Here is a 21055-nt window from a genome sequence, read left to right as displayed (position 1 = left end):
CAGGGAAGACGGCGCGTCACGCCGGCACCGGGCGTGCTGCGAATGTGGCCCGCGGCGTGCGTGCCAGCTCAACGCGAGGTGGCATCACGCCGGCACCCAGACGCCCGATGTGGGGTCGGGTTGCGCCTTGCAATGGTCTGCATCTTCGCGAAGGCGGCGTCACGGCCGCGTCGTGATCGTGTCTGCCAGACACACCGCCGGGATGGATGGCGATTCCGGTTGCGTTGGCCGCAACTGCGAGTGCAGGGTGGGAGCCGATACCATGGGTGCAGCACCGAGGGAGACGACGATGGCCTTGTTCTCACGCAGTCCGGAAGCCGATGCCGCGCCCGCTGCCGGCTTGCCCGATGCCCCGATCGCCTTGTTGCGGCTGGAGCAGGATGGCCGCGTCAGCGCCGCCAACCGCGCCGCCCTGGATTTGCTGGGGGTGACGGCGCAGAGCCTGCTCGGCGCTGCCAGCGAGGCGGTCTGGGGGCTGCCGCTGACCGCCCTGGTCGACGCCGAGGGCAGTTGGCAGGCGCCCGGTGCCGATCCCTCGCGCCGCGTGCGCTACCAGCGCGACCGCGATCGCGGCGGCCAGGGCTGGCTGCTGTCGCTGCCGCATCCGGAAACCGCGGCGCTGCTGCGCGATGTGGCGCTGCTGAGTGCCGGCCAGGCGCAGGGCGCCATCAGTCCAGCGCTGCAGGCGCTGGCGCAACGGGTCCACGAGGGCACGGCCGCGCAGGCGCTGCTGGATCGGGTCGGCGAGCGGCTGACCGGCTGCGATCTGGATCTGGGATTGCATACGCCGCTGTCGGTGGAGGACACCGAAGCGATGCCGGGGCGACGCCTGTCCGCCGGGTTCGGCAACCTGGCCGAGGCGATCCGCCAGGCGGTAGCGCTGTCGCTGCAGATCGCCGCCGACGTGCCGCACGTGGTCGCCGAGAACGATGAACTGGCGCGGCAGTCGCAGACCCAGCTGGAAGCGCTGCAGACGGTGCTCGCCACCACCCGGCAACTGTTGCAGGGCCTGCACGAGATGGATCGCGACCTGCGCGCGGTGATCGCGGTGGCGGCCAGCGCCGACGACAGCGCCCGCCAGGGCGTGGAGGCGGCGCGCACGCTCGGCCAGGCGATGCAGGAGGTGGCGCGACGTTCGGCGCGCGCCAACCAGGTCATCGAGGTGATCGATGCGGTCGCGTTCCAGACCAATATCCTCTCGATCAACGCCAGCATCGAGGCGGTACACGCCGGCCCGGCCGGGCGCGGCTTCGCGGTGGTCGCCACCGAAATCCGGCAGCTGGCCGAACGCGCCGCCACCGCGGCGCGCGACGTGCGCGGCATCATCGGCGAGACCGGTGCGGCCCTGCAGGACAGCGCGGCCTCGGCGCAGCGCACCGAACAGGTATTGGGCGGCATCGGCGAACTGCTCGGCCGCGCCAGTGCGGCGATGGACGCGGTGGCCGGCCGCATCGCCACCCAGAGCGGGGAGATCGGCGGCATCGACCGCGCCGTCGAGCACGTGGTCGGACTCAGTCGCAGCAACCTGGAGCACGCCGCGCGCGTGGTGCAACGCAGCGCCGACCTGGCGGCCGGCAGCGACACCCTGCACGACTGCGTGAACCTGTTCCGCTTGCCCGCCGATCCGATGCGGCAGCCGCGGCATGCGCGGGTGCGCGATCTGGCCAAGGCCGCCGCGACCAGCATCGGCCTGGCGTTCGAGGCCGCGCTCGCGCGCGGGCGCATTGCCGAGGACGCGCTGTTCGCCACCGACTACGTCCCGATCCCGGGCATCGACCCGCCCAAGTACCGCACCGCCTTCGACGCGCTGTGCGACGAGCTGTTGCCGCCGCTGCAGGAGCCGCTGCTGGCCGCGCATCCGTGGATCGTGTTCGCGATCTGCGCGAACGTCGACGGCTACGTGCCGACCCACAACCTGCGCTTCAGCCAGCCGCTGAGCGGCGATCGCGCACGCGATCTGGTCGGCAACCGCACCAAGCGCATCTTCAGCGACCGGGTCGGCCGCAATGTCGGCCGTCACACCGAACCGTACCTGCTGCAGGTGTACCGACGCGATACCGGGCAGATCCTGTTCGACCTGTCGGTGCCCGTGCAGGTTCGCGGACGCCACTGGGGCGGCTTGCGCGTGGCCTACGTGCTCGAGTGAGCGAGCGCGGCGCGGGCAAAAAAATGCCGCCGGCAGTGCCGACGGCGATGAGGGAGAGAGCTCTGATTCTTGTGCGTCCAGGCTAGGCCGGCCACGTGGTCGCGGTGTGTCGCCGGCGGCGCGGCGTGTGGCGGCGCCGCCACATGCGTACGGCGGCTGTGCCGGCGTTCAGCCGCGTCGGTTGGCGGCCAGCGGCGGAAACGGGTCTAATAGCCGCAGAAGCGGGGGTACCGTTGGCGCAGGCCGCGGTTGAGACAGTCCCTTCGAACCTGATCCGGTTGATACCGGCGTAGGGAAGCTTCGCAAGTCCGCCGCGGGCGCCTGTGCGTCCGTGGCGGGCCCGCGCCGCCGCTTCGTCCGAGATGCGAGTCCGCTCGCACCCGTCCCGCCTTTGCCGCGGGTCACTTGAACCAGGACGAACGCCGATGAACGCCGTACCCAATCCGCTGCAGCAGCAGACCGATACCTTGTCCGCGGCGGTGACCCGCCCGATCCCCGGCTCGCGCAAGATCTTCGTGCAGGGCTCCCGTGCCGACCTGCAGGTGCCGATGCGCGAGATCGCGCTGACCCGCACACCCACCGTGTTCGGCGGCGAGGAGAACGCGCCGATCACCGTCTACGACACCTCCGGGCCGTACACCGATCCGCAGGCGCGGATCGATCTCGGTGCCGGCCTGGCGCCGCTGCGCGCCGCCTGGATCGCCGAACGCGGCGACAGCGTGGCGCTGGCCGGGCTCAGTTCGCAGTTCGGCCGTTCGCGCGAGGACGACGCACGCCTGCAGGCAGTGCGCTTTCCGGCGCGGCGCCTGCCGCGGCGTGCCCGCGATGGCGCCAACGTCACGCAGATGCATTACGCGCGGCGTGGCATCGTCACGCCGGAGATGGAGTTCGTGGCGATCCGCGAGAACCAGCGCCTGCAGGAGCTGCGCGATGCGCAACTGCGCGGGCAGCATCCCGGCGAGGCGTTCGGCGCCGCGATTCCGTCCGTGATCACGCCGGCGTTCGTGCGCGACGAGATTGCCCGCGGCCGCGCCATCCTGCCGTGCAACATCAACCATCCCGAAAGCGAGCCGATGATCATCGGTCGCAACTTCCTCACCAAGATCAACGCCAACATCGGCAACAGCGCGGTCAGCTCCGGCATCGCCGAGGAAGTGGAGAAGCTGGTATGGGCGATCCGCTGGGGCGGGGACACGGTGATGGACCTGTCCACCGGCAAGCACATCCACGAGACCCGCGAGTGGATCGTGCGCAACTCGCCGGTGCCGATCGGCACCGTGCCGATCTACCAGGCGCTGGAGAAGGTGGACGGCCGCGCCGAGGAACTGACCTGGGAGATCTTCCGCGACACCCTGATCGAGCAGGCCGAACAAGGCGTGGACTACTTCACCATCCATGCCGGCGTGCTGCTGCGCTACGTGCCGCTGACCGCCAAGCGCGTCACCGGCATCGTCTCGCGCGGCGGTTCGATCCTGGCCAAGTGGTGCCTGGCGCATCATCGCGAGAACTTCCTCTACACCCACTTCGAGGACATCTGCGAGATCATGAAGGCCTACGACGTGGCCTTCTCGCTGGGCGACGGGCTGCGCCCGGGCTGCATCGCCGACGCCAACGACGCCGCCCAGTTCGGCGAACTGGAGACGCTGGGCGAGTTGACCAAGATCGCCTGGAAGCACGACGTGCAGACCATGATCGAAGGTCCCGGTCACGTGCCGATGCACCTGATCAAGGAGAACATGGACAAGCAGTTGCGCGAGTGCGGCGAGGCGCCGTTCTACACGCTGGGGCCGCTGACCACCGACATCGCGCCGGGCTACGACCACATCACCTCGGCGATCGGCGCGGCGATGATCGGCTGGTTCGGCACCGCGATGCTGTGCTACGTCACGCCGAAGGAGCATCTGGGCCTGCCCAACCGCGCCGACGTGCGCGACGGCATCATGGCCTACAAGATCGCTGCGCACGCCGCGGACCTGGCCAAGGGCCACCCCGGCGCGCAGGTGCGCGACAACGCCCTGTCCAAGGCGCGCTTCGAGTTCCGTTGGGACGACCAGTTCCATCTGGGCCTGGATCCGGAGAAGGCGCGCGAGTTCCACGACGAGACCCTGCCCAAGGATGCGCACAAGCTGGCGCACTTCTGTTCCATGTGCGGACCGCATTTCTGTTCGATGAAGATCACCCAGGACGTGCGCGACTACGCCGCCGAGCATGGGGTCGATGCGGAAACGGCCTTGCAGGCCGGCATGGAGGAAAAGTCGGCGCAGTTCCTGGCGGCCGGCGCGCAGGTGTACCGCGCCGAGTGAGCGGATGGCGGTCGGCGCCGTGGGGCGCCGACCGCCACTGCCGACGTGGAGTTAGCAGCGCGCGCGCTTGTGCGATGCGGCACCTGCCGCCAAGGCGAACGCGACGCAGGTGCTGCCGGCGTGCGAGGCCATCACGACGGCGCCATGCGCACGCACGTCTATGATGCGCGCTGGGTCGCCACAGGGAATGTCTCATGCTGCGCTATGCGTTCGCGCTGCGTCGCCATCCGTCCGCGCTGTTGCTTGCGGTGCAACTGCTGGGCGTGCTGCTGTATCCCTGGATGGAGGACACCGCGGCCGGACGTGCGCTGTTCGGTGCCTTCGGCATCGTGGTACTGGCGCTGGCGCTGTGGGTGGTCAACCGCGGACCCTCGGCGCTATGGATCGCCTGTTGCCTGGCGCTGCCGTCGGTGGCGTTGTCGATCGCCGCGGCCCTGCTCGGCAATCCGGCGATGACCGCCTGGGCGCAACTGCTGGAAAGCCTGCTGTACTTCTATACCGCCGGCAGCCTGATCGCCTACATGCTGCAGGACCATGTGGTCACCCGCGACGAACTCTACGCGGCCGGCGCCACCTTCACGTTGCTGGCCTGGGCCTTCGCGTTCGTGTTCGCGGTGTGCCAGCAATGGCTGCCGGGCAGCTTCACCGCGGCCGTGGACCCGACCTCGCCGCGGACCTGGATGGAATTGCTGTACCTGAGCTTCAGCGTGCTCTCGGGCGTGGGCCTGAGCGACGTGGTGCCGGTGCAGCCGTTCGCGCGCGCGCTGGTGATGATCGAACAGTTCGCCGGCGTGATGTACATCGCCTTGGTGGTGTCGCGGCTGATTGGGCTCAGCGTGACGCGCAATATGAAAGTGTGAGGCGCTCTCAAAAAAAAAGCGCGCCAGAAGACGCGCAATCATGAAGCGATTATGTGAGTTTCGTCGGCGGAGAGAGGGCCTGAATGCGTCGTCGCGGTTGGCGGCGGCGACGACTAGAGTAGAATCAGGTGACATGCAGCGCTTGGCGGCATCCGCTGCCTCGCTTTGCCGAGTTTGCTCGTTGGCTCCTGCTGCGGGGCCACACGCGGTTGCGTCGCCGCCGCATCTGCGACACTTCCGTCACGGCGTTTTCTTCGTTGTCCAACATGTCTTTTTCATCGTCCGCCACACCGACGCTTCCGCAGCGGATGCAGGTTGGCGAGTGCCTGGTACTGCTGTCCTTGCGGGAAGTGCACGCGCCGCGCGCGCGCCGGCCGCAACGGCTCACGCCCAAGGCGATGGGCGTGCTGCGGGTGTTGCTGGCGCAACCGGGCCAAGTGGTGGAACGCGAGGCATTGCTGGCGCAGGTCTGGCCGGACACGCAGCCGACCAACGACGTGGTGACCCAGGCCATCACCCAGTTGCGCAAGGCCTTCGCGGCCGGCGTGCGCGGCGAGGCGCCGGTGTACATCGAGACCCTGGCCAAGACCGGCTACCGCCTGGTGGCGCCGGTGCAGGCTTTGCCCGATGTTGAGGCCGAGGTCTTGTCCGAGGAAGTGGATGTCGCAGCGGAGACGACCGCGACCGGCGTCCCGGCCGTTGCTCCAGCGGTGCGGCGGCGTCCGCCGTCGTGGCTGGCCGCCGCCGCCGGTGCGGCCGCCATGCTGGTCCTGGCGCTGGCCTGCTGGTGGTGGTTCGCGCGCGATCAGGCCGCGCCCGCCGACAGCGCCGAACAGGAGCGTGTGCTGGGCAGCCCCAAGCGGCCTTATCGGCTGATCACCGCGCTGTCCGGGTTCAAGCTGGAGCCGGCGCTGTCTCCGGACGGCGCGCAGGTGGCCTATGCCGCACGCACCACCGGCAGCGACGGCACGCAATTGTTGGTGCAGCCGACCAGCGGCGCCGCCGGCAGTACCGCCCCGCGCTCGCTGGGCGTCCCCGCCCGCGGCGAGTCAGACCGCCTGCCGGCCTGGTCGCCGGACGGCACGCGCATCGCGTTCGCCCGGCTCGGTGCGGAGCGGCAGTGCCGGATCATGCTGGTGCAGGTGGATGGGCACGCGCCCGCGCGCGAGGTCGCGCGCTGCGACGACAGCGAATTGCTCAGCTTCGACTGGACGCCGGACGGCCGTGGCCTGGTGTTCGGCAGCATGAGCGGGCGACTGGCGGCGCGCGGCATCCGTGTGCTGGATCTGGGCAGCGGGCGCTGGACGGCGTTGGACTATCCGGTTGCCGCCGGCGATTTCGATTACGCACCGCGCTACTCGCCGGACGGCAAATGGATCGCCTTCGTGCGCAATCCGCAGATGGGCGGGCTGTGGCGGGTGCCGGCCGCCGGCGGCACCGCCGAGCCGCTGACCCATGAATTCGCCGAGATCCGCGGCTGGGACTGGGCGCGCGACGGCCAGGGCATCGTGTTCGGGCGCCGGGTGGATGGCGAGACCCGGCTGTACCGGCTGGACACCCAGACCCGGCGCCTGCGCGACCTCGGCCTGAGCGACGCGCAGGCGCCGCGGCTGGCCCGCGATGGCGGCAGCCTGGCGTTCGTGCACCGGCGTCCCCAATTCGCCGTGTACCGCATCCCGGCTGGCGCGGCGGACGCGCCGCGCGAGCGCCAACGGCTGTTCGCGTCCACCGGGCGCGATGGGCAGCCGAGCATTGCCCCCGACGGGCGCCAGCTCGCCTTTACCTCCGATCGCGACGGCAGCTATGCGCTGTGGTGGGGCGACGTGACCCAGCCGGCCTCGCTGCGGCTGATCGAGGGCGTGCGGCCGGAGACCCGGCAACCGCTGGCGTGGTCGGCCGACAGCCAGGCGCTGCTGGTCAGCGGCCGCGACGCGCAGGGCGGTTCGGCGATCTATGAGGTGCGGCCGCAGTCCGGCAGTGTGGCAGCGTTGCCGGTGCCGGCCGGCGAGCCGTTGCAGGCGCTGTACACCGCCGATCCCGGGCAGTTGCTGGTGCTGCTGGGCGAGAACGGGCGTACCCGCCTGCAGTTGTACGACCGGCGCGCGGTGCCGTGGCGGCCCTTGGCGACCTTGCCGGACGTATCCCAGGTCCGCACCGATCCGGCCAATGGGCAGATCCTGTTCACCCAGCTCGCGCGCAGCGGCCTGTGGCGCGCCGACGCCAGCCTGGACCTGGCCAGCGTGCGGGCCGTGGACGCCAGCCTGCCGTCGTTGTGGCGCTACCGCAGCTGGGCGCTGGGCCCCGATGGCGCGGTGCATTACCTGTTCCAGACCGGCGAATGCGCCAGCCGGATGGCGCGGATCGACGGCGACCCTGACGTCAGCGTGTGCCTGGACCGCGATCATTTCAGTGCGATCAACGGTTTCAGCATCGACCCGCGCAGTGGCGACGCCTATGTGGCACTGGCGGTCGAGGACGGCAGTGAAATCGGTTTCATCCGCATGCACGAGCAGCCGGAATGGTTCTCGACGATCTCGCACAACTGGTTGATCAAAAAAGAGAAATAGGTTTCGTAAGTTGTTCGTAAGAGCATCGTGGCGATTTCGGACAAATATCGCCGAGCCTTCCTGACCTGCCGCCAGATTCGGCAAAGACTGCGCGCCGGTTTACGTCAAGCAGGTGCTCGGATGCGGCAATCTTTCCTGGTCGATCATGGACAACAACTGGTGCTGGACGCCGACGACGCGCCGGCGGGGCCCGCGTGTCTGGGCGCGGCGCGCTTGGCCAGCGTGCAGGCGTCGGGCAACGCCTTCACGGTCTGGCTGCAGTTGCGCGGCAGCGCCTGGATCGAGGCCAAGGAGGGGCGGTTCGTGCTGCGCCGCGGCCAGTGGCTGGCCTTCGAACGCGATTCGCGACCGCTGTTGCAGACCGACCGCGATGGGCTGTGCATCGGCCTGAGCCTGGACGGCGAGGCGCTGAAGGCTTTGGGCCGGATGGCCGACGAGACCTTGTATGCGGGGCGCGGCGAGCTGTCCTTGCGCGAGACGCGCACCGCCCTGCGCCTGTGGCGGCAGGCGGCGGCGCGGCCCGGCGATGCGTTGGCGATGCGGCCGGTACTGCTGCACCTGGCCTCCATGCAGGGCGAGTTGTCGCGCCGCGTGCAACGCTGTCCCGGGCGCTCGCGGATGCGCAAGCGCCAGGTGTTCGGGCGCATGCAGCGCGCGCGGCTGTACCTGGACGGCCATCGCGACCGCGTGGTGCGGATCAGCGAACTGGCCGAGCTGACCAACTTCTCCGGTTGGTATCTGTCCAAGACGTTCCAGAGTCTGTACGAGGAAAGTCCGCAGGCGCTGTCGGCGCGCCTGCGCCTGGAGCGCGCGGCGGACCTGCTGCGCGACACCACGATGATGATCGGCGAGGTGGCCGCCGCCAGCGGATTCGACAACTGCTGCAGCTTCGCGCGGGCATTCCGCGCGCGCTTCGGTGTCTCCGCCTCGCAATATCGCCATGGCAGGGCGGTGCCGCCAGGATCGGCAAAGTCTGCGGGCGACAGCGGCAAAGCAGCCGCGCTCACCGGAACGTAACGTGCCCAGGGCGTCTTAACACGCCCCTAACGTTACCCTGGAGAGATTGATGAACCTTCGCACTTCCGCAGTGCGGTTGGGCTTGCTGCCCGCCAGCATCGCGATCGCGTTGACGCCGGCAATTGCCGGCGCGCAAGAAGCCGCCGCCTCGTCCACCACCACGCTGGACCGGATCGAAATCACCGGTTCGCGCATCCGCAGCGCCGACGTCGAGACCCAGCAGCCGATCCTGACCCTGGACCGCCAGGCGCTGGAGCGCCAGGGCTATACCTCGGTCGCCGACGTGCTGCAGAACCTGACCTCGGCCGGCTCCCCGGCGATCTCGCGCGCCGACGCGCTGGCGTCCGGCGAAAACGTCGGTGGCTACTACGTCGACCTGCGCAACCTCGGTGCCGAGCGCACCCTGGTGCTGCTGAACGGCAAGCGCCTGGGCGCGACCACCTCGGGCCTGCAGGATCTGAGCCAGGTCCCGATGGCGGCGATCGAGCGCATCGAAGTGCTGAAGGACGGCGCCTCGTCGATCTACGGTTCCGACGCGATCGCCGGCGTGGTCAACGTCATCACCCGCAAGCGCTTCGACGGCGCGGAGGTCTCGGCCGAGTTCGGCCAGTTCGGCGAAGGCGACGGCAAGACCTCGCAGTACTCCTTCACCATCGGCTCGCAGGGCGAGCGCGGTGGCGTGGCGCTGACTGCCGAGTACTCCAAGCAGGATCCGGTGTTCGCCAAGAACCGTTGGTTCAGTCGCGATGGCAGCCGTGGCCCGAACTCCACGCCGAGCGGCTGGAGCCCGATCAGCCAGAACGGCAGCTGGTGCAACCCGCTGGCCGTGGATTGCTCGGATCCGGAAGTCGCGGTGTGGCAGACGCTGAACCAGGGCGGCAACCCGAACAACCCGGCCGACTACCATCCGCTGACCCCGGCCGAGTACGCCAACTCCAACCAGCAGATGATGGTGCAGACCGGCATCGAGCGTAAGTCGGTGTTCGCCAACGCGAACTACGATCTGACCGATGCGATCGTCTTCAATGCCGACATGCTCTACAACGAGCGCACCACCGATCAGCAGATCGCCGGCTATCCGTACCAGTCCGCCGCGTTCGGCACGCCGCTGGCCGGCGACAGCGCGTTCAACCCGATCGGCCAGGACGTCGACTTCCGCCGCCGCCTGTGGGAAGTGCCGCGCACCACCGAGAGCAAGCTGAAGACCACGCGCTTCGCGCCGACCATCAGTGGCTCCTTCGAGTTCGCCGACAAGACCTGGGACTGGGACGTCGGTGCGCTGTGGAACCGCAACGAGAGCACCAAGACCGGTCACGGCGACATGAGCCTGATCGCCTCGCGCCAGGCGCTGGGCTCGTCCTTCATCAACGCCAGCGGCGTCGCCCAGTGCGGCACCGCCGCTGCGCCGGTGCCGCTGAGCGCCTGCCGCCCGTGGAATCCGCTGCTGCCGTACGGCGTGGCTGGCCCGGGTTCGCTGGCCGATGCGGACACCCAGGCGTTCCTGTTCCCGTACTTCACCGACACGGGCCTGACCAAGACCACCAGCTACACCGCCAACCTGAGCGGCACGCTGGCGACGCTGCCGGCGGGCGACCTCGGCATCGCGGTCGGCTACGAGCACCGCAAGGAAGAAGGCCGCTTCTCGCCGGACGCTTTCGCGCAGTCGGGTGAGAGCACCGGCCTGGGCGCCAAGACCACCTCCGGCAACTACGATCTGGACGAGTTCTACCTCGAGTTGAACGTGCCGATCCTGGCCGACATGGCGTTCGCCAAGCAGCTGACCCTGAACCTGGCCAGCCGCTACTCGGATTACAGCAACTTCGGCGACACGGTGAACTCCAAGTTCGGCTTCACCTGGAAGCCGATCGACGAACTGCTGGTCCGCGGCACCTACGCCGAGGGCTTCCGCGCGCCGACCATCAGCGATCTGTACGGCGGCCTGAACAGCAGCTTCGAGTCGTACATCGATCCGTGCGGCGTGGGCGCGCCGAACAGCGTCAACGGAAATGCGGCGTGTTCTGCGGCCGGCGTGCCGGTCGGCTACACCCAGGTGGGCCAGGGCTATGTCCCGTGTTCGACCCTTCCTTGCCAGACCCCGGACGAGTTCATCAGCGGCTCCAACCCGAACCTGAAGCCGGAGACCTCCACCAGCAAGACCGCGGGTCTGGTGTGGAGTCCGCGCTGGGTGCAGGGCCTGGACATCTCGCTGGATTGGTACCGCTACGAGATCAAGGACATGATCATCGCCGATAGCGTCGACCGCATCCTGCGCGACTGCTACGTGCTGGGCAATGCCGAGCGCTGCGCCGGCGTGACCCGCGCCGCCGACGGCCACATCTCGGCGATGACCTACGGCGTGGCCAACCTCGGCCAGATGGAGACCGAAGGCTACGATCTGGGCATCCGCTACCGTTTGCCGGAAATGGCGTTCGGCAAGATCATGATCGACTGGCAGACCAGCTACGTCAGCAAGTACGACGAAGCCGGCCAGAATCAGGCGGGCGACAACATCACGATCGGCAGCGTCGGCGAGCCGGGCATCTTCCGCGTGCGTTCCAACCTGGGCGTGAACTGGACGATGGGCGACTTCGGTGTGAACTACACCCTGCGGTACTACTCCGGCATGAAGGAAAAGTGCATCTCGCGCGCCGCGGACTACTGCGATGCGCCCGACCACTTCGCCAACGGCGAGGCCGATCCGCTGCGTCACACCGGCTCAAACACTTTCCACGACCTGCAGGTCAACTGGAAGGCGCCGTGGGACGCGACGATCGCCATCGGTGCGAACAACGTGTTCGATCACCGCGGTCCGCTGATGTACTCGGCCCCGGACAGCAGCTTCGCCTACTACGGCGGCTTCGACATCGGTCGCTACGTGTACATGAAGTACACCCAGCGCTTCTGATCCAGCTGTACTGCGTAAAACGAAGACGGGCCGCAAGGCCCGTCTTTTTTTGTGCCTTATGTCGATTGGAGCGTGGCTGTGGGTTGTGCAAGCCCTGGAACCATCAGCCCAGCCAATTGGTTGCGGCCGATGCGGCGGCGACGCAGCGAGAGGACTGTGGATCGCTGTATGCAAGGCGCCCCGGTTAGCATCGGGCGAAGGTGAGCGGCCGTGCCGGCATGCGCCGGGCATCCGCTGCTCTGCGCCGAGTTTGATCTTAAGAGCCGCCCCGGCATCCGTCGCCAGGCGCTCTTCGTCGTAGGAGTGGCTTCAGCCGCGACCTGGCATGGCGTAGGCGTGGCCGTTCGGGCGCCCACCGGCACCATGCCGACGCGCCGTGATCCGGGAGCGCTCGGCGCAGTGGCGGAAACGATGTGACGCCGCCGCGCGGCGCCCGTCGGGGGGCGACGCACGCGGCAACGGGCCGCGTGCACCACGATGGGCTTACGCCGAAGTCAGCCCCATCAGGTTTTCGGCGTGCTCGCGCCAGGTCGGCAGCTTGTTGAGCATGCCGGTCTTGGCCAGGTACTCCTCGTCGATCTCCGAGCCGCTGGCCAGCGCCATCGCCACGTGCACCGCACCGGTGACCCAGAAGCTGCGGGTGCTGGAGCGCTGCGGCTGGCGATGGAAGGCTACCGCCTCGATGATCGGCATCGGCAGGCCCCACAGGCCGAGCAGGTAGGCACCGGCTTCGGCGTGGCCCGGCCGGACGTCGTCGGCGTCGGTGGGCGGCTCGCGCTCGTCGCGCACGCCCGGCAGCAGCAGGCCGATGTCGGCCAGCAGCGCCGCGGTCGAACCCAGCTCGACGCTGGAGGTCGGCAGCATCTTCCCGGCCAGCTTGGACGCCAGCAGCGAGCGCTGCTGCAGCGCGTTGCGCTCGGCGTTGGACAGCGCCTGCACCGAGAACACTTCGCTGGCCAGGACCAGGTCGCGCAGGGTAGCGGTGCCCAGGCGGGTCACGGCGGTGCGCAGGTCGGAAATGGTGCGGCCATTGGAGAAGAACGCCGAATTGCACAACTGCAGCACCTTGGCCGCGATCGCCGGATCGGCCGAGACCAGCTTGGCCAAGTCGGCGGCGTTGCTGCCTTCGTCCTGTTCCAGCGCGTGCATCAGGCTCAGATACAGATGCGGCGGCGAGGGCAGCTTCTCGATGCGGCCGATGCTGGAGCGCAGGCGCGGGTTGCCCAGCAGTTCCTGCAGTTCCTCCAGGCTGGTGACCGCCTCCAGCAGCATCTCCGGGGACAGCGGCAGTGGCAGGAACCGGTGCGCCACGCCGATGATCCGCGCCGGCGGCGCGCGGTTGCTCTGTTCGGCTTCGATCAGCGCGATGCGGATGGTTTCCGGGCTCAGGGTGCGGATCTGGCCGAGCAGGGTGGCCGTGGTCAGGTCCGGCAGCGTCGGCGCGGCGATCACCGCATCCAGGCGCACCGTGGCCGCCGCAGCGATGGCGGCATTGCCGTCAGCGACGCTCTGGACCTGCCAGTCCTCGCCAAGATCGCGAATGTATTCAGTGACTTCGGACGGAAGACTGGCTTCGTCGCCGACGAACAGGATGCGCAAGAGACTGTCCCCCAAGAAGAGCCGGGTCGCGGACGGACCCGGCTCGGTGATGCCATGGCGCAATGTACCGCAAACCCCGAAGGACGGCGCCCGGCAACGCCAAAAACGTGAAACGGATCAGCCGTGGCGGGGGCAGTGCCCCGCCACGGCGGCGCGGCTCAGGCGCCGGCTTCGTAACGGGCCACGGACTCGCGCAGGATGCGCTTGGCTTCCTCGGCGTTGCCCCAGCCGTCGAGCTTGACCCACTTGCCCTTTTCCAGGTCCTTGTAGTGCTCGAAGAAGTGGCCGATGCGCTCCATCCAGTGGCCCGAGACCTGGGCGATGTCCTCGATGTGGCCGTAGCCTTCGAACACCTTGGCCACCGGCACCGCCAGGATCTTCTCGTCGCTACCGGCCTCGTCGCTCATCTTCAGCACGCCGACCGGGCGGCAGCGCACCACGCAGCCGGGCACCAGCGGCAGCGGCAGCACCACCAGCACGTCGGCCGGGTCGCCGTCGCCGCACAGGGTGTTGGGCACGTAGCCGTAGTTGCAGGGATAGCGCATCGGGGTGGAGAGGATGCGGTCGACGAAGATGGCGCCGCTGGCCTTGTCCACTTCGTACTTGACCGGCTCCGAATCCTTGGGGATTTCGATGACGACGTTGATTTCTTCCGGCAGGTTCTTGCCGGAGGTGACCAGTTCCAGACCCATGCGCTAGCTCCAGTGGAGTGGCTACTAAAGAGGCAGGCATTCTAGTCGCTTGGCTGTTGCAATGCAGCGCATGGCGGTTCGGAGGATTCCTACAGCGGTTTCGGACTCCATACTTGCCCGCATGGGGTGCATTCCGATAGTGCCGGTACCGGGCGGCGGCGATCCTGTGGTCACTGTCCCCCAAGGAGCAAGGCGATGAACGGAATCCGGCGATCGATGCTGCCGTTGCTGGCGGTGCTGGTCCTGGCCTGCGGCGCTGCGCAGGCGCAACGGGTGCAACCGACCTACGTGGATGCGATGGACTATCCCGCCCCCGGCGAGGGCTGGGAGGCGTTCGCCGACCTGGAGCGGCGGCTGGCGCACGACTTCGACCAACTCTGCGGCGACACCTTCTGCGAAGGCGACTACAGCGACTACCGGCCGCTGCGCTATCGCTGTTCGGTACGCCAGCGCGACGGGGTGATCGGGGAGTGCATCTGGAGCTTCGGCGCCAGCGAGACCAGTGTCGATCCGGGCAGCGGCCGGGTCGTGGTCGACGCGCGGCTGTGGCACTGCCGTACGCCGTTGCAGCCGCAGACCCGGCTGCACGCACTGTACGCGGCGCTGTCGGGCGAGCGGCCGCTGTTCGCGCCGCTGCCGCACAGCGAACGCAGCATCAACGATGGGCTGATCGAATGCCTGTAGCGGCGGAAGCTGCGCAGTGGGCGCCGGCATGTCGCCGGCGCCCACTGCGCGTGCGGCTATAGCAGCGGCACCAGCAGCAGTGCGACGATGTTGATGATCTTGATCAGCGGGTTGATCGCCGGGCCGGCGGTGTCCTTGTACGGGTCGCCGACGGTGTCGCCGGTCACCGCGGCCTTGTGCGCCTCGCTGCCCTTGCCACCGAAATGGCCGTCCTCGATGTACTTCTTGGCGTTGTCCCAGGCGCCGCCGCCGGTGGTCATGGAAATGGCCACGAACAGGCCGGTGACGATGGTGCCGATCAGCAGGCCGCCGAGCGCGCGCGGGCCCAGCAACAGGCCGACCACGATCGGCACTGCCACCGGCAGCAGCGAGGGCACGATCATTTCGCGGATCGCCGAGCGGGTCAGCATGTCTACCGCACGGTCGTACTGCGGCTTGCCGGTGCCCTGCATGATCCCGGGGATCTCGCGGAACTGCCGCCGCACTTCCTCCACCACCGCGCCGGCGGCGCGGCCCACCGCCTCCATCGCCATCGCGCCGAACAGGTAGGGGATCAGACCGCCGATCAGCAGTCCGATGATCACTGTGTGGTCGGACAGGTCGAAGGCGAAGGTTTCGGTGGGGTGCGCGGCGCGCAGGTTGTGGGTGTAGTCGGCGAACAGCACCAGCGCCGCCAGCGCCGCCGAACCGATCGCATAGCCCTTGGTCACGGCCTTGGTGGTGTTGCCGACCGCGTCCAGCGGGTCGGTGACCGCGCGTACCTCCGGCGGCAGCTCCGCCATTTCGGCGATGCCGCCGGCGTTGTCGGTGATCGGGCCGTACGCATCCAGTGCCACGATCATGCCGGCCATCGACAGCATCGCGGTGGCGGCGATGGCGATGCCGTACAGGCCCGACAGTGCGAACGCGCCCCAGATCGCCGCGCACACCGCGATCACCGGCAGCGCGGTGGACTTCATCGAGATGCCCAGGCCGGCGATGATGTTGGTGCCGTGGCCGGTGGTGCTGGCCGAGGCCACGTGCTGCACCGGCTTGTACTGGGTGCCGGTGTAGTACTCGGTGATCCAGACGATCAGGCCGGTCAGCACCAGCCCGATCAGCGCGCAGCCGTAGAGCTTGCCGGCGCCGGCGGCGGTGTCGCCCATCAGTTGCTGGGTCACCGGCCAGAACGCCAGCGCCGCCAGTACCGCCGAGACCACCACGCCCTTGTACAGCGCGCCCATGATCGAGCCGCCCGGGCGCACGCGCACGAAGAAGGTGCCGACGATCGAGGCGACGATCGACACCCCGCCCAGCACCAGCGGATACAGCACCGCGTTGCGCCCGGCCTCGGCAGCCATCAGCCCGCCCAGCAGCATCGTGGCGATCACCGTGACCGCGTAGGTCTCGAACAGGTCGGCGGCCATGCCGGCGCAGTCGCCGACGTTGTCGCCCACGTTGTCTGCGATCACCGCCGGGTTGCGCGGGTCGTCCTCGGGGATGCCGGCCTCGACCTTGCCCACCAGGTCCGCGCCGACGTCGGCGCCCTTGGTGAAGATGCCGCCGCCCAGGCGCGCGAAGATCGAGATCAGCGAACTGCCGAAGGCCAGGCCGACCAGCGCATGCAGGCTGTCGCCCACGCTGTGTCCGAGCCATTGCAGCAGGCCGTAGTAGCCGGCCACGCCGATCAGGCCCAGCCCCACCACCAGCATGCCGGTGATCGCGCCGCCGCGGAACGCCACCGCCATCGCCGGCGCCAGCCCGCGCCGCGCCGCCTCGGCGGTGCGCACGTTGGCGCGCACCGACAGGTTCATGCCGATGTAGCCGGCGACCCCCGACAGCACCGCGCCGATCGCAAAGCCGCCAGCGGTGTACCAACTCAGGAATATCCCGACCAGCACCAGCAGGACCACGCCGGCGATGGCGATGGTCAGGTACTGGCGGTTGAGGTAGGCGCGGGCGCCTTCCTGGATCGCATCGGCGATCTGCCGCATGCGTTCGTTGCCGGCGGGCTGCGCCAGGATCCAGCGCGTGGAGACGATGCCGTAGAGCACCGCCAGAGCCGCGCACGCCAGTGCCACGGTGACTGCATATCGTTCCAGCATGACCCCTCCCAAGGATGTGGATGGCGCCCAAGCGCTGGACATACCGTGGGATCACACCGGAGGAGCTGAAGCATGCAACGACTCCGCGGCCACAACGCGCGCCGCTGGTGCGTATCGCAATGTCGACTGGCCTGAACGCGGCGAGTATGCGCCCGACTCCGTGATGCCGCCAGCGACCAGGCAGGGCGTCGCACTTTGGCGTCCGGTTCAGTCTGCGCGTGGCAGCGTGGCGCATCGCTTCCCAGGAGCCATCCGATGCACTCGACGATTTCCCGGCGGCCGTGCGGCCGCGCCTCGATCCTGGCCCTCACCCTGTGCGCGCTGGCGCCGCTGGCCGCCGCAGCCGCCGACCCGACCCCGGAACTGCAGCGCCCGGCCAGTGCGCCGCAGGCGGTGGGCGTGGTGCACACCATCCGCCAGATCCCCGAGGCCTGCGTGCGCTTCGAGGGCCAGTACACCGGCGATGCGGCGCAGCCCTACCGCTTCTCCGCGGTGCGCAGCAGTCCCACCTGCCAGCCGCGCGCCAAGCTGGTCGAGTTCGATCAGGCCAAGCCCAGCGAGGCCACCGGCTGGAAGTTCAACGATCTGATCCGCGTGCCCAGCGCGGCCTGTCCTTCGCAGCAGGCAGTGGTGCGGGTCTGGCGCAAGCCGGTCGCGCTGAACACCGAGCGCGATGGCCAGGGCCAGTCGCGGATCTATCTGGAAGAGGCCAAGCAGCAGGCGGCCGCCGGCAAGGTCCCGCAGGTCCCGGAGTTCACCGCGCAGATGACGCTGGAAGGCAATGCCTGCCGTTGAGCCGGATGCGTAGCGACATTCCTTGCGGAATCAGCCGCTGCGCATGCCGCGTTGCCGATGCGGGGCAGTGACATCGGCTGGTCGGGCGAGTTTCCCTGACCGGCTCGATCGCTTGCACGCTCGTATCGGTCGCCATCGTCGGCGCCGTAGCGGCGTCGCCGAACGTAGGTGTCTCAGCGGCTGATGCATGTTGCCGTGGGCCGTCTCTGGTTTTCATCGAACGTATGCAGCATGCAGTTGCATGCAGACTGATCGAGTCGGTTCGGATCCTGTTTGCCGCCGGCGCAGCCATTCGTCGGCGACCTCGCCCCCTGTTCTTGGACGCGCCGTCCTTGATCCACGCCATGAAGACACGATCGAACCTGACGTTGGCCACGCATGCGCCAGGAAGCGGCGCATGGCCTGCGTCGTGCGATAGCTGTCTTCCACCGGCGTTGCGCGGGCGATCGGGCCGTTGTGCCAATCGAAGCGCATTCTGGTGCTTTCTCGTTTCCTGCCGATCGTGTGCGCCGTTTTCGCTCTTGCCTTCCGCGAGGTTCCCCGCAATAGTGACGAACGCGCCAGAAGCCTGAGCATCCATTATGCGGTTTCAATCGATCGTCGGTAGCCTGCTCCTGATGACGGCGTCAGCCGCGAGTATGGCCGCGATGCCTTCCGCGGCGGCCTCGCCGGCGGCGGATGAGGCCGATGAGGCGAAGCGTGTTCAAGCCGCCAACGACCAATCCGTGCAGGATGCCATGCATGGCCGCTATCTGGATGCCTCGTTCGGCCTGCTGGCGCATCTCGGTGTCGCATCGGCGACCGACATCAAGGATGCGGACGTGTTCGACCAATGGACGCAGGTGATGTCGTGCATGACCGGCATGCCGACGTTCAATCCGGCCAAGACGGCGGACTTCCACGTGCCCAAGGAACAACTCGCCGACTTGCGTGGCGCGCACGGCGTTTCCGCGCTTGCGGAGATCGTCCGCCGCGCGCGCCGGACCAGCATCGTGATCCTCGACGAGAACCATCTCGATCCGCGCGGCCGCGCGTTCGCGCTGGAGGTCGCGCGCGCCTTGCGTCCGCTCGGCTACACGACGCTGGCGGTGGAGGCGTTGAAGCGCGATGCCGACGATGCCGTGTCGCGCGACAAGATGGCGGCGCTCTCGAAAGACGGCTATGTGCGGCAGCCGAGCGGCTATTACCTGCACGATCCGGTCTTCGCCGATTTCCTGCGCCAGTCGCTTGCGCTGGGCTACCGCCCGGTGTCGTACGAAACCACGCGCACGGAGTATGCCGACGATCCCGGCCAGGCGCAGGCGCAGCGGGAACAGGACCAGGCCGACAATCTGGTCCGGCGCGCGCTCAAGCAAGCTCCCGCCGGCGGCAAGATCCTGATCTATGCCGGCGAACACCATGTCGCGGAACGGCCGATCGCGGCCGAGGGCGGAAAGGTCGAGATGATGGCGCAGCGGCTCAAGCGCGCCACGGGAATCGACCCGTTGACCATCGACCAGGCGGGCTTGTCGCCGATCCCGATGAATCGGCCCGATGCCGACCTGTATGCCATCGCCGAGCCCAAGACCCATGGCCGATCCGTGGTGCTGATGCGGCACGGCAAGCCGCTGACGGTAGGCCTGCTCGCGGGTTCGGTCGATCTGCAGGTGGTGCACCCGCGCACGACGCTCGTCGCCGGGCGTCCGCAATGGCTGGAGGGCATGGGCCGCAAGCCGAGTCCGATCCCGCAGGCGTTGTTGCCGACGGCCGGCACGCGCCTGGTCCAGGCCTTCGTCGAGCGCGAGGGCGACGACGCGATCGCGGTGGACCAAGCGCTGGTCGCGCCGGGCACCGCCGCCCCTGCGTTGATGCTGCCGTCGGTGCCGGTTCGCTATGCCATCCAGGAACGCGACGCGCGCTAGGGCTGACGCCACGATGGGAATGGACCCGCTGCATCCGCGTTAACCGGCGCCAGGCAGTCGCCAGGACGCGCGGCGCGGGCGCCCAGAACGGCATGGCGGGGACGGCAAGCGCGATGAAGCGAAGCCGCCGCGTTCGCTGCGGCGTTCGGCAACGGGTTCGCTGGCGGTGGCGCCATCCTCATGCGCCACGCGCGCCTCGGCTTGCGCCGCTGCGTCGCAGTGGCAGGTGCGCGCAGGCCGGGTCACCCCTCCCAGGCCGGCAGCTTCTTCTTCACCGCCACGTTCTTCAGCGCCACGTACTTGGGCAGGCCATCGCTGCCGTACGGCAGCGGCGCTTCGCCGCGGATCAGCGGCTGCAGGTAGCGGCGCGCCTTCTCGGTGATGCCGAAGCCGTCCTTGCGCAGGAAACCGGCGGGCATCTTCTTTTCGTGGTTGGCGACCTTGGCCAGCGGCGCGGCCTCGATCTTCCAGCGGTACGGCGCGTCGCTGCTGCGCACGATCGCCGGCATCACCGCGTTCATGCCCTTCAGCGCGAACTGCACCGCGGCCTTGCCGACCGCCTGCGCCTGCTCCCAGTCGGTACGCGAGGCGATGTGGCGGGCCGAACGTTGCAGGTAGTCGGGCAGGGTCCAGTGCACCTTGTAGCCGAGTTCGGCTTTGACCTTGCCGGCCAGGTACGCGGCCACGCCACCGAGCTGGCTGTGGCCGAACGCGTCGGTGCCGCCGCCGGCATCGGCGACGAAGCGCCCGTCGGCGGTCTGGATGCCTTCGCTGGCCACCACCACGCACCAGCCGACCTTGTCCACCACCTTGCGCACCTGCGCCAGGAACGCGGCCTCGTCGTAGGCGCGTTCGGGGAACAGGATGATCTGCGGCGCGTCGTCCGGCGACTGCGCGGCCAGTCCGGCGGCGGCGGCCAGCCAGCCGGCATGGCGGCCCATGGCTTCGTAGACAAATACCTTGGTCGAGGTCTCGGCCATCGCCGCCACGTCCAGCGCCGCCTCGCGCACCGACACCGCGGTGTACTTGGCGGCCGAGCCGAAGCCCGGGCAGGTGTCGGTGACCGCCAGGTCGTTGTCGATGGTCTTGGGCACGCCGATGCAGTGCAGCGGATAACCGAACGCCTGCGCCAGCTGCGAGACCTTCCACGCGGTGTCGGCCGAATCGTTGCCGCCGTTGTAGAGGAAGTAGCGCACGTCGTGCGCCTGCAGCACCTGCAGCAGGCGCTCGTACTTGGCGCGGTCGGCCTCCAGCGACTTGAGCTTGTAGCGGCACGAGCCGAACGCGCCGCCGGGGGTGTGGGCCAGTGCGGCGATCGCCGCCGCCGATTCCTTGGAGGTGTCGATCAGGTCCTCGCGCAGCGCGCCGAGGATGCCGTTGCGCGCGGCCAGCACCTTGACCTTGCGCGCCCGCGCTTCGCCGATGACGGCGGCGGCGCTGGCGTTGATGACGGCGGTGACGCCGCCGGACTGGGCGTACAGCAGGGTGCCTTGGGCCATGGT

At 68.8% G+C, this 21055-nt stretch carries 14 protein-coding genes and 1 riboswitch; of the genes, 9 read left to right on the top strand and 5 right to left on the bottom strand.

Annotated elements, in window-relative coordinates; all coding sequences use genetic code 11:
- Positions 1-289 precede the first annotated feature (289 nt).
- From FHR66_RS18945 to FHR66_RS18920, 6 genes are all read left to right on the top strand, one after another.
- Positions 290-2146 (top strand): methyl-accepting chemotaxis protein, encoded by a 1857-nt coding sequence (locus FHR66_RS18945; RefSeq protein ID WP_160965296.1) that lies wholly within the window; start codon positions 290-292, stop codon positions 2144-2146.
- A 213-nt stretch (positions 2147-2359) separates the two neighbouring features.
- A riboswitch (TPP riboswitch) is annotated at positions 2360-2460 on the top strand.
- Between the two features lie 111 nt (positions 2461-2571).
- Positions 2572-4449 carry a phosphomethylpyrimidine synthase ThiC gene (gene thiC, locus FHR66_RS18940; protein WP_160965298.1) on the top strand — a complete coding sequence of 626 codons (1878 nt, stop codon included), beginning with the start codon at positions 2572-2574 and terminating at the stop codon, positions 4447-4449.
- Positions 4450-4643: 194 nt separating this feature from the next.
- A complete protein-coding gene (locus FHR66_RS18935) occupies positions 4644-5309 on the top strand; it encodes a two pore domain potassium channel family protein (protein ID WP_160965300.1) in 666 nt (221 codons plus the stop codon).
- A gap of 308 nt (positions 5310-5617) precedes the next feature.
- A complete protein-coding gene (locus FHR66_RS18930; protein ID WP_237475245.1) occupies positions 5618-7876 on the top strand; it encodes a winged helix-turn-helix domain-containing protein in 2259 nt (752 codons plus the stop codon).
- A gap of 120 nt (positions 7877-7996) precedes the next feature.
- Positions 7997-8893: a helix-turn-helix transcriptional regulator gene (locus FHR66_RS18925; protein WP_160965304.1), complete on the top strand. Its 897-nt coding sequence runs from the start codon at positions 7997-7999 to the stop codon at positions 8891-8893.
- A 49-nt stretch (positions 8894-8942) separates the two neighbouring features.
- Positions 8943-11798 carry a TonB-dependent receptor gene (locus FHR66_RS18920; RefSeq protein WP_160965306.1) on the top strand — a complete coding sequence of 952 codons (2856 nt, stop codon included), beginning with the start codon at positions 8943-8945 and terminating at the stop codon, positions 11796-11798.
- A gap of 483 nt (positions 11799-12281) precedes the next feature.
- On the opposite strand, the gene FHR66_RS18915 is transcribed toward FHR66_RS18920, so the two are convergent.
- Together FHR66_RS18915 and ppa are read right to left on the bottom strand one after the other, a co-directional pair.
- Positions 12282-13397, bottom strand: coding sequence for an HDOD domain-containing protein (locus FHR66_RS18915; protein WP_160965308.1), 1116 nt, complete (start codon positions 13395-13397; stop codon positions 12282-12284).
- A 158-nt stretch (positions 13398-13555) separates the two neighbouring features.
- Complete coding sequence (gene ppa, locus FHR66_RS18910; RefSeq protein ID WP_160965310.1) at positions 13556-14089, bottom strand: inorganic diphosphatase; 534 nt, start codon at positions 14087-14089, stop codon at positions 13556-13558.
- Between the two features lie 195 nt (positions 14090-14284).
- Between ppa and FHR66_RS18905 the strand changes: the two genes are divergently transcribed.
- Positions 14285-14773 (top strand): hypothetical protein, encoded by a 489-nt coding sequence (locus FHR66_RS18905; protein ID WP_160965312.1) that lies wholly within the window; start codon positions 14285-14287, stop codon positions 14771-14773.
- Between the two features lie 56 nt (positions 14774-14829).
- On the opposite strand, the gene FHR66_RS18900 is transcribed toward FHR66_RS18905, so the two are convergent.
- Positions 14830-16857, bottom strand: a complete 2028-nt coding sequence (locus FHR66_RS18900) for a sodium-translocating pyrophosphatase (protein WP_160965314.1) — start codon at positions 16855-16857, stop codon at positions 14830-14832.
- Between the two features lie 255 nt (positions 16858-17112).
- Between FHR66_RS18900 and FHR66_RS18895 the strand changes: the two genes are divergently transcribed.
- Complete coding sequence (locus FHR66_RS18895) at positions 17113-17652, top strand: hypothetical protein (protein ID WP_237475246.1); 540 nt, start codon at positions 17113-17115, stop codon at positions 17650-17652.
- Between the two features lie 213 nt (positions 17653-17865).
- Here the strand turns inward: FHR66_RS18895 and FHR66_RS21190 are convergent, their stop codons facing one another.
- Positions 17866-18126 (bottom strand): DUF6434 domain-containing protein, encoded by a 261-nt coding sequence (locus FHR66_RS21190; RefSeq protein ID WP_221236156.1) that lies wholly within the window; start codon positions 18124-18126, stop codon positions 17866-17868.
- Positions 18127-18233: 107 nt separating this feature from the next.
- Here FHR66_RS21190 and FHR66_RS18890 point away from each other — a divergent pair, with 107 nt between their 5' ends.
- The gene (locus FHR66_RS18890; protein WP_160965316.1) at positions 18234-19553 is read left to right on the top strand and encodes an energy-coupling factor ABC transporter ATP-binding protein; all 1320 of its coding nucleotides are present in this window, start codon (positions 18234-18236) and stop codon (positions 19551-19553) included.
- Positions 19554-19795: 242 nt separating this feature from the next.
- On the opposite strand, the gene FHR66_RS18885 is transcribed toward FHR66_RS18890, so the two are convergent.
- On the bottom strand, positions 19796-21052 hold the full coding sequence (locus tag FHR66_RS18885; RefSeq protein ID WP_160965318.1) for a 6-phosphofructokinase: 1257 nt from the start codon (positions 21050-21052) through the stop codon (positions 19796-19798).
- Positions 21053-21055: the final 3 nt, after the last annotated feature.

The organism is Xanthomonas sp. F4 (genome assembly GCF_011761895.1).
Note: the sequence above shows the minus strand (reverse complement) of the source record. Positions and strands in the feature narration are given on the sequence as shown.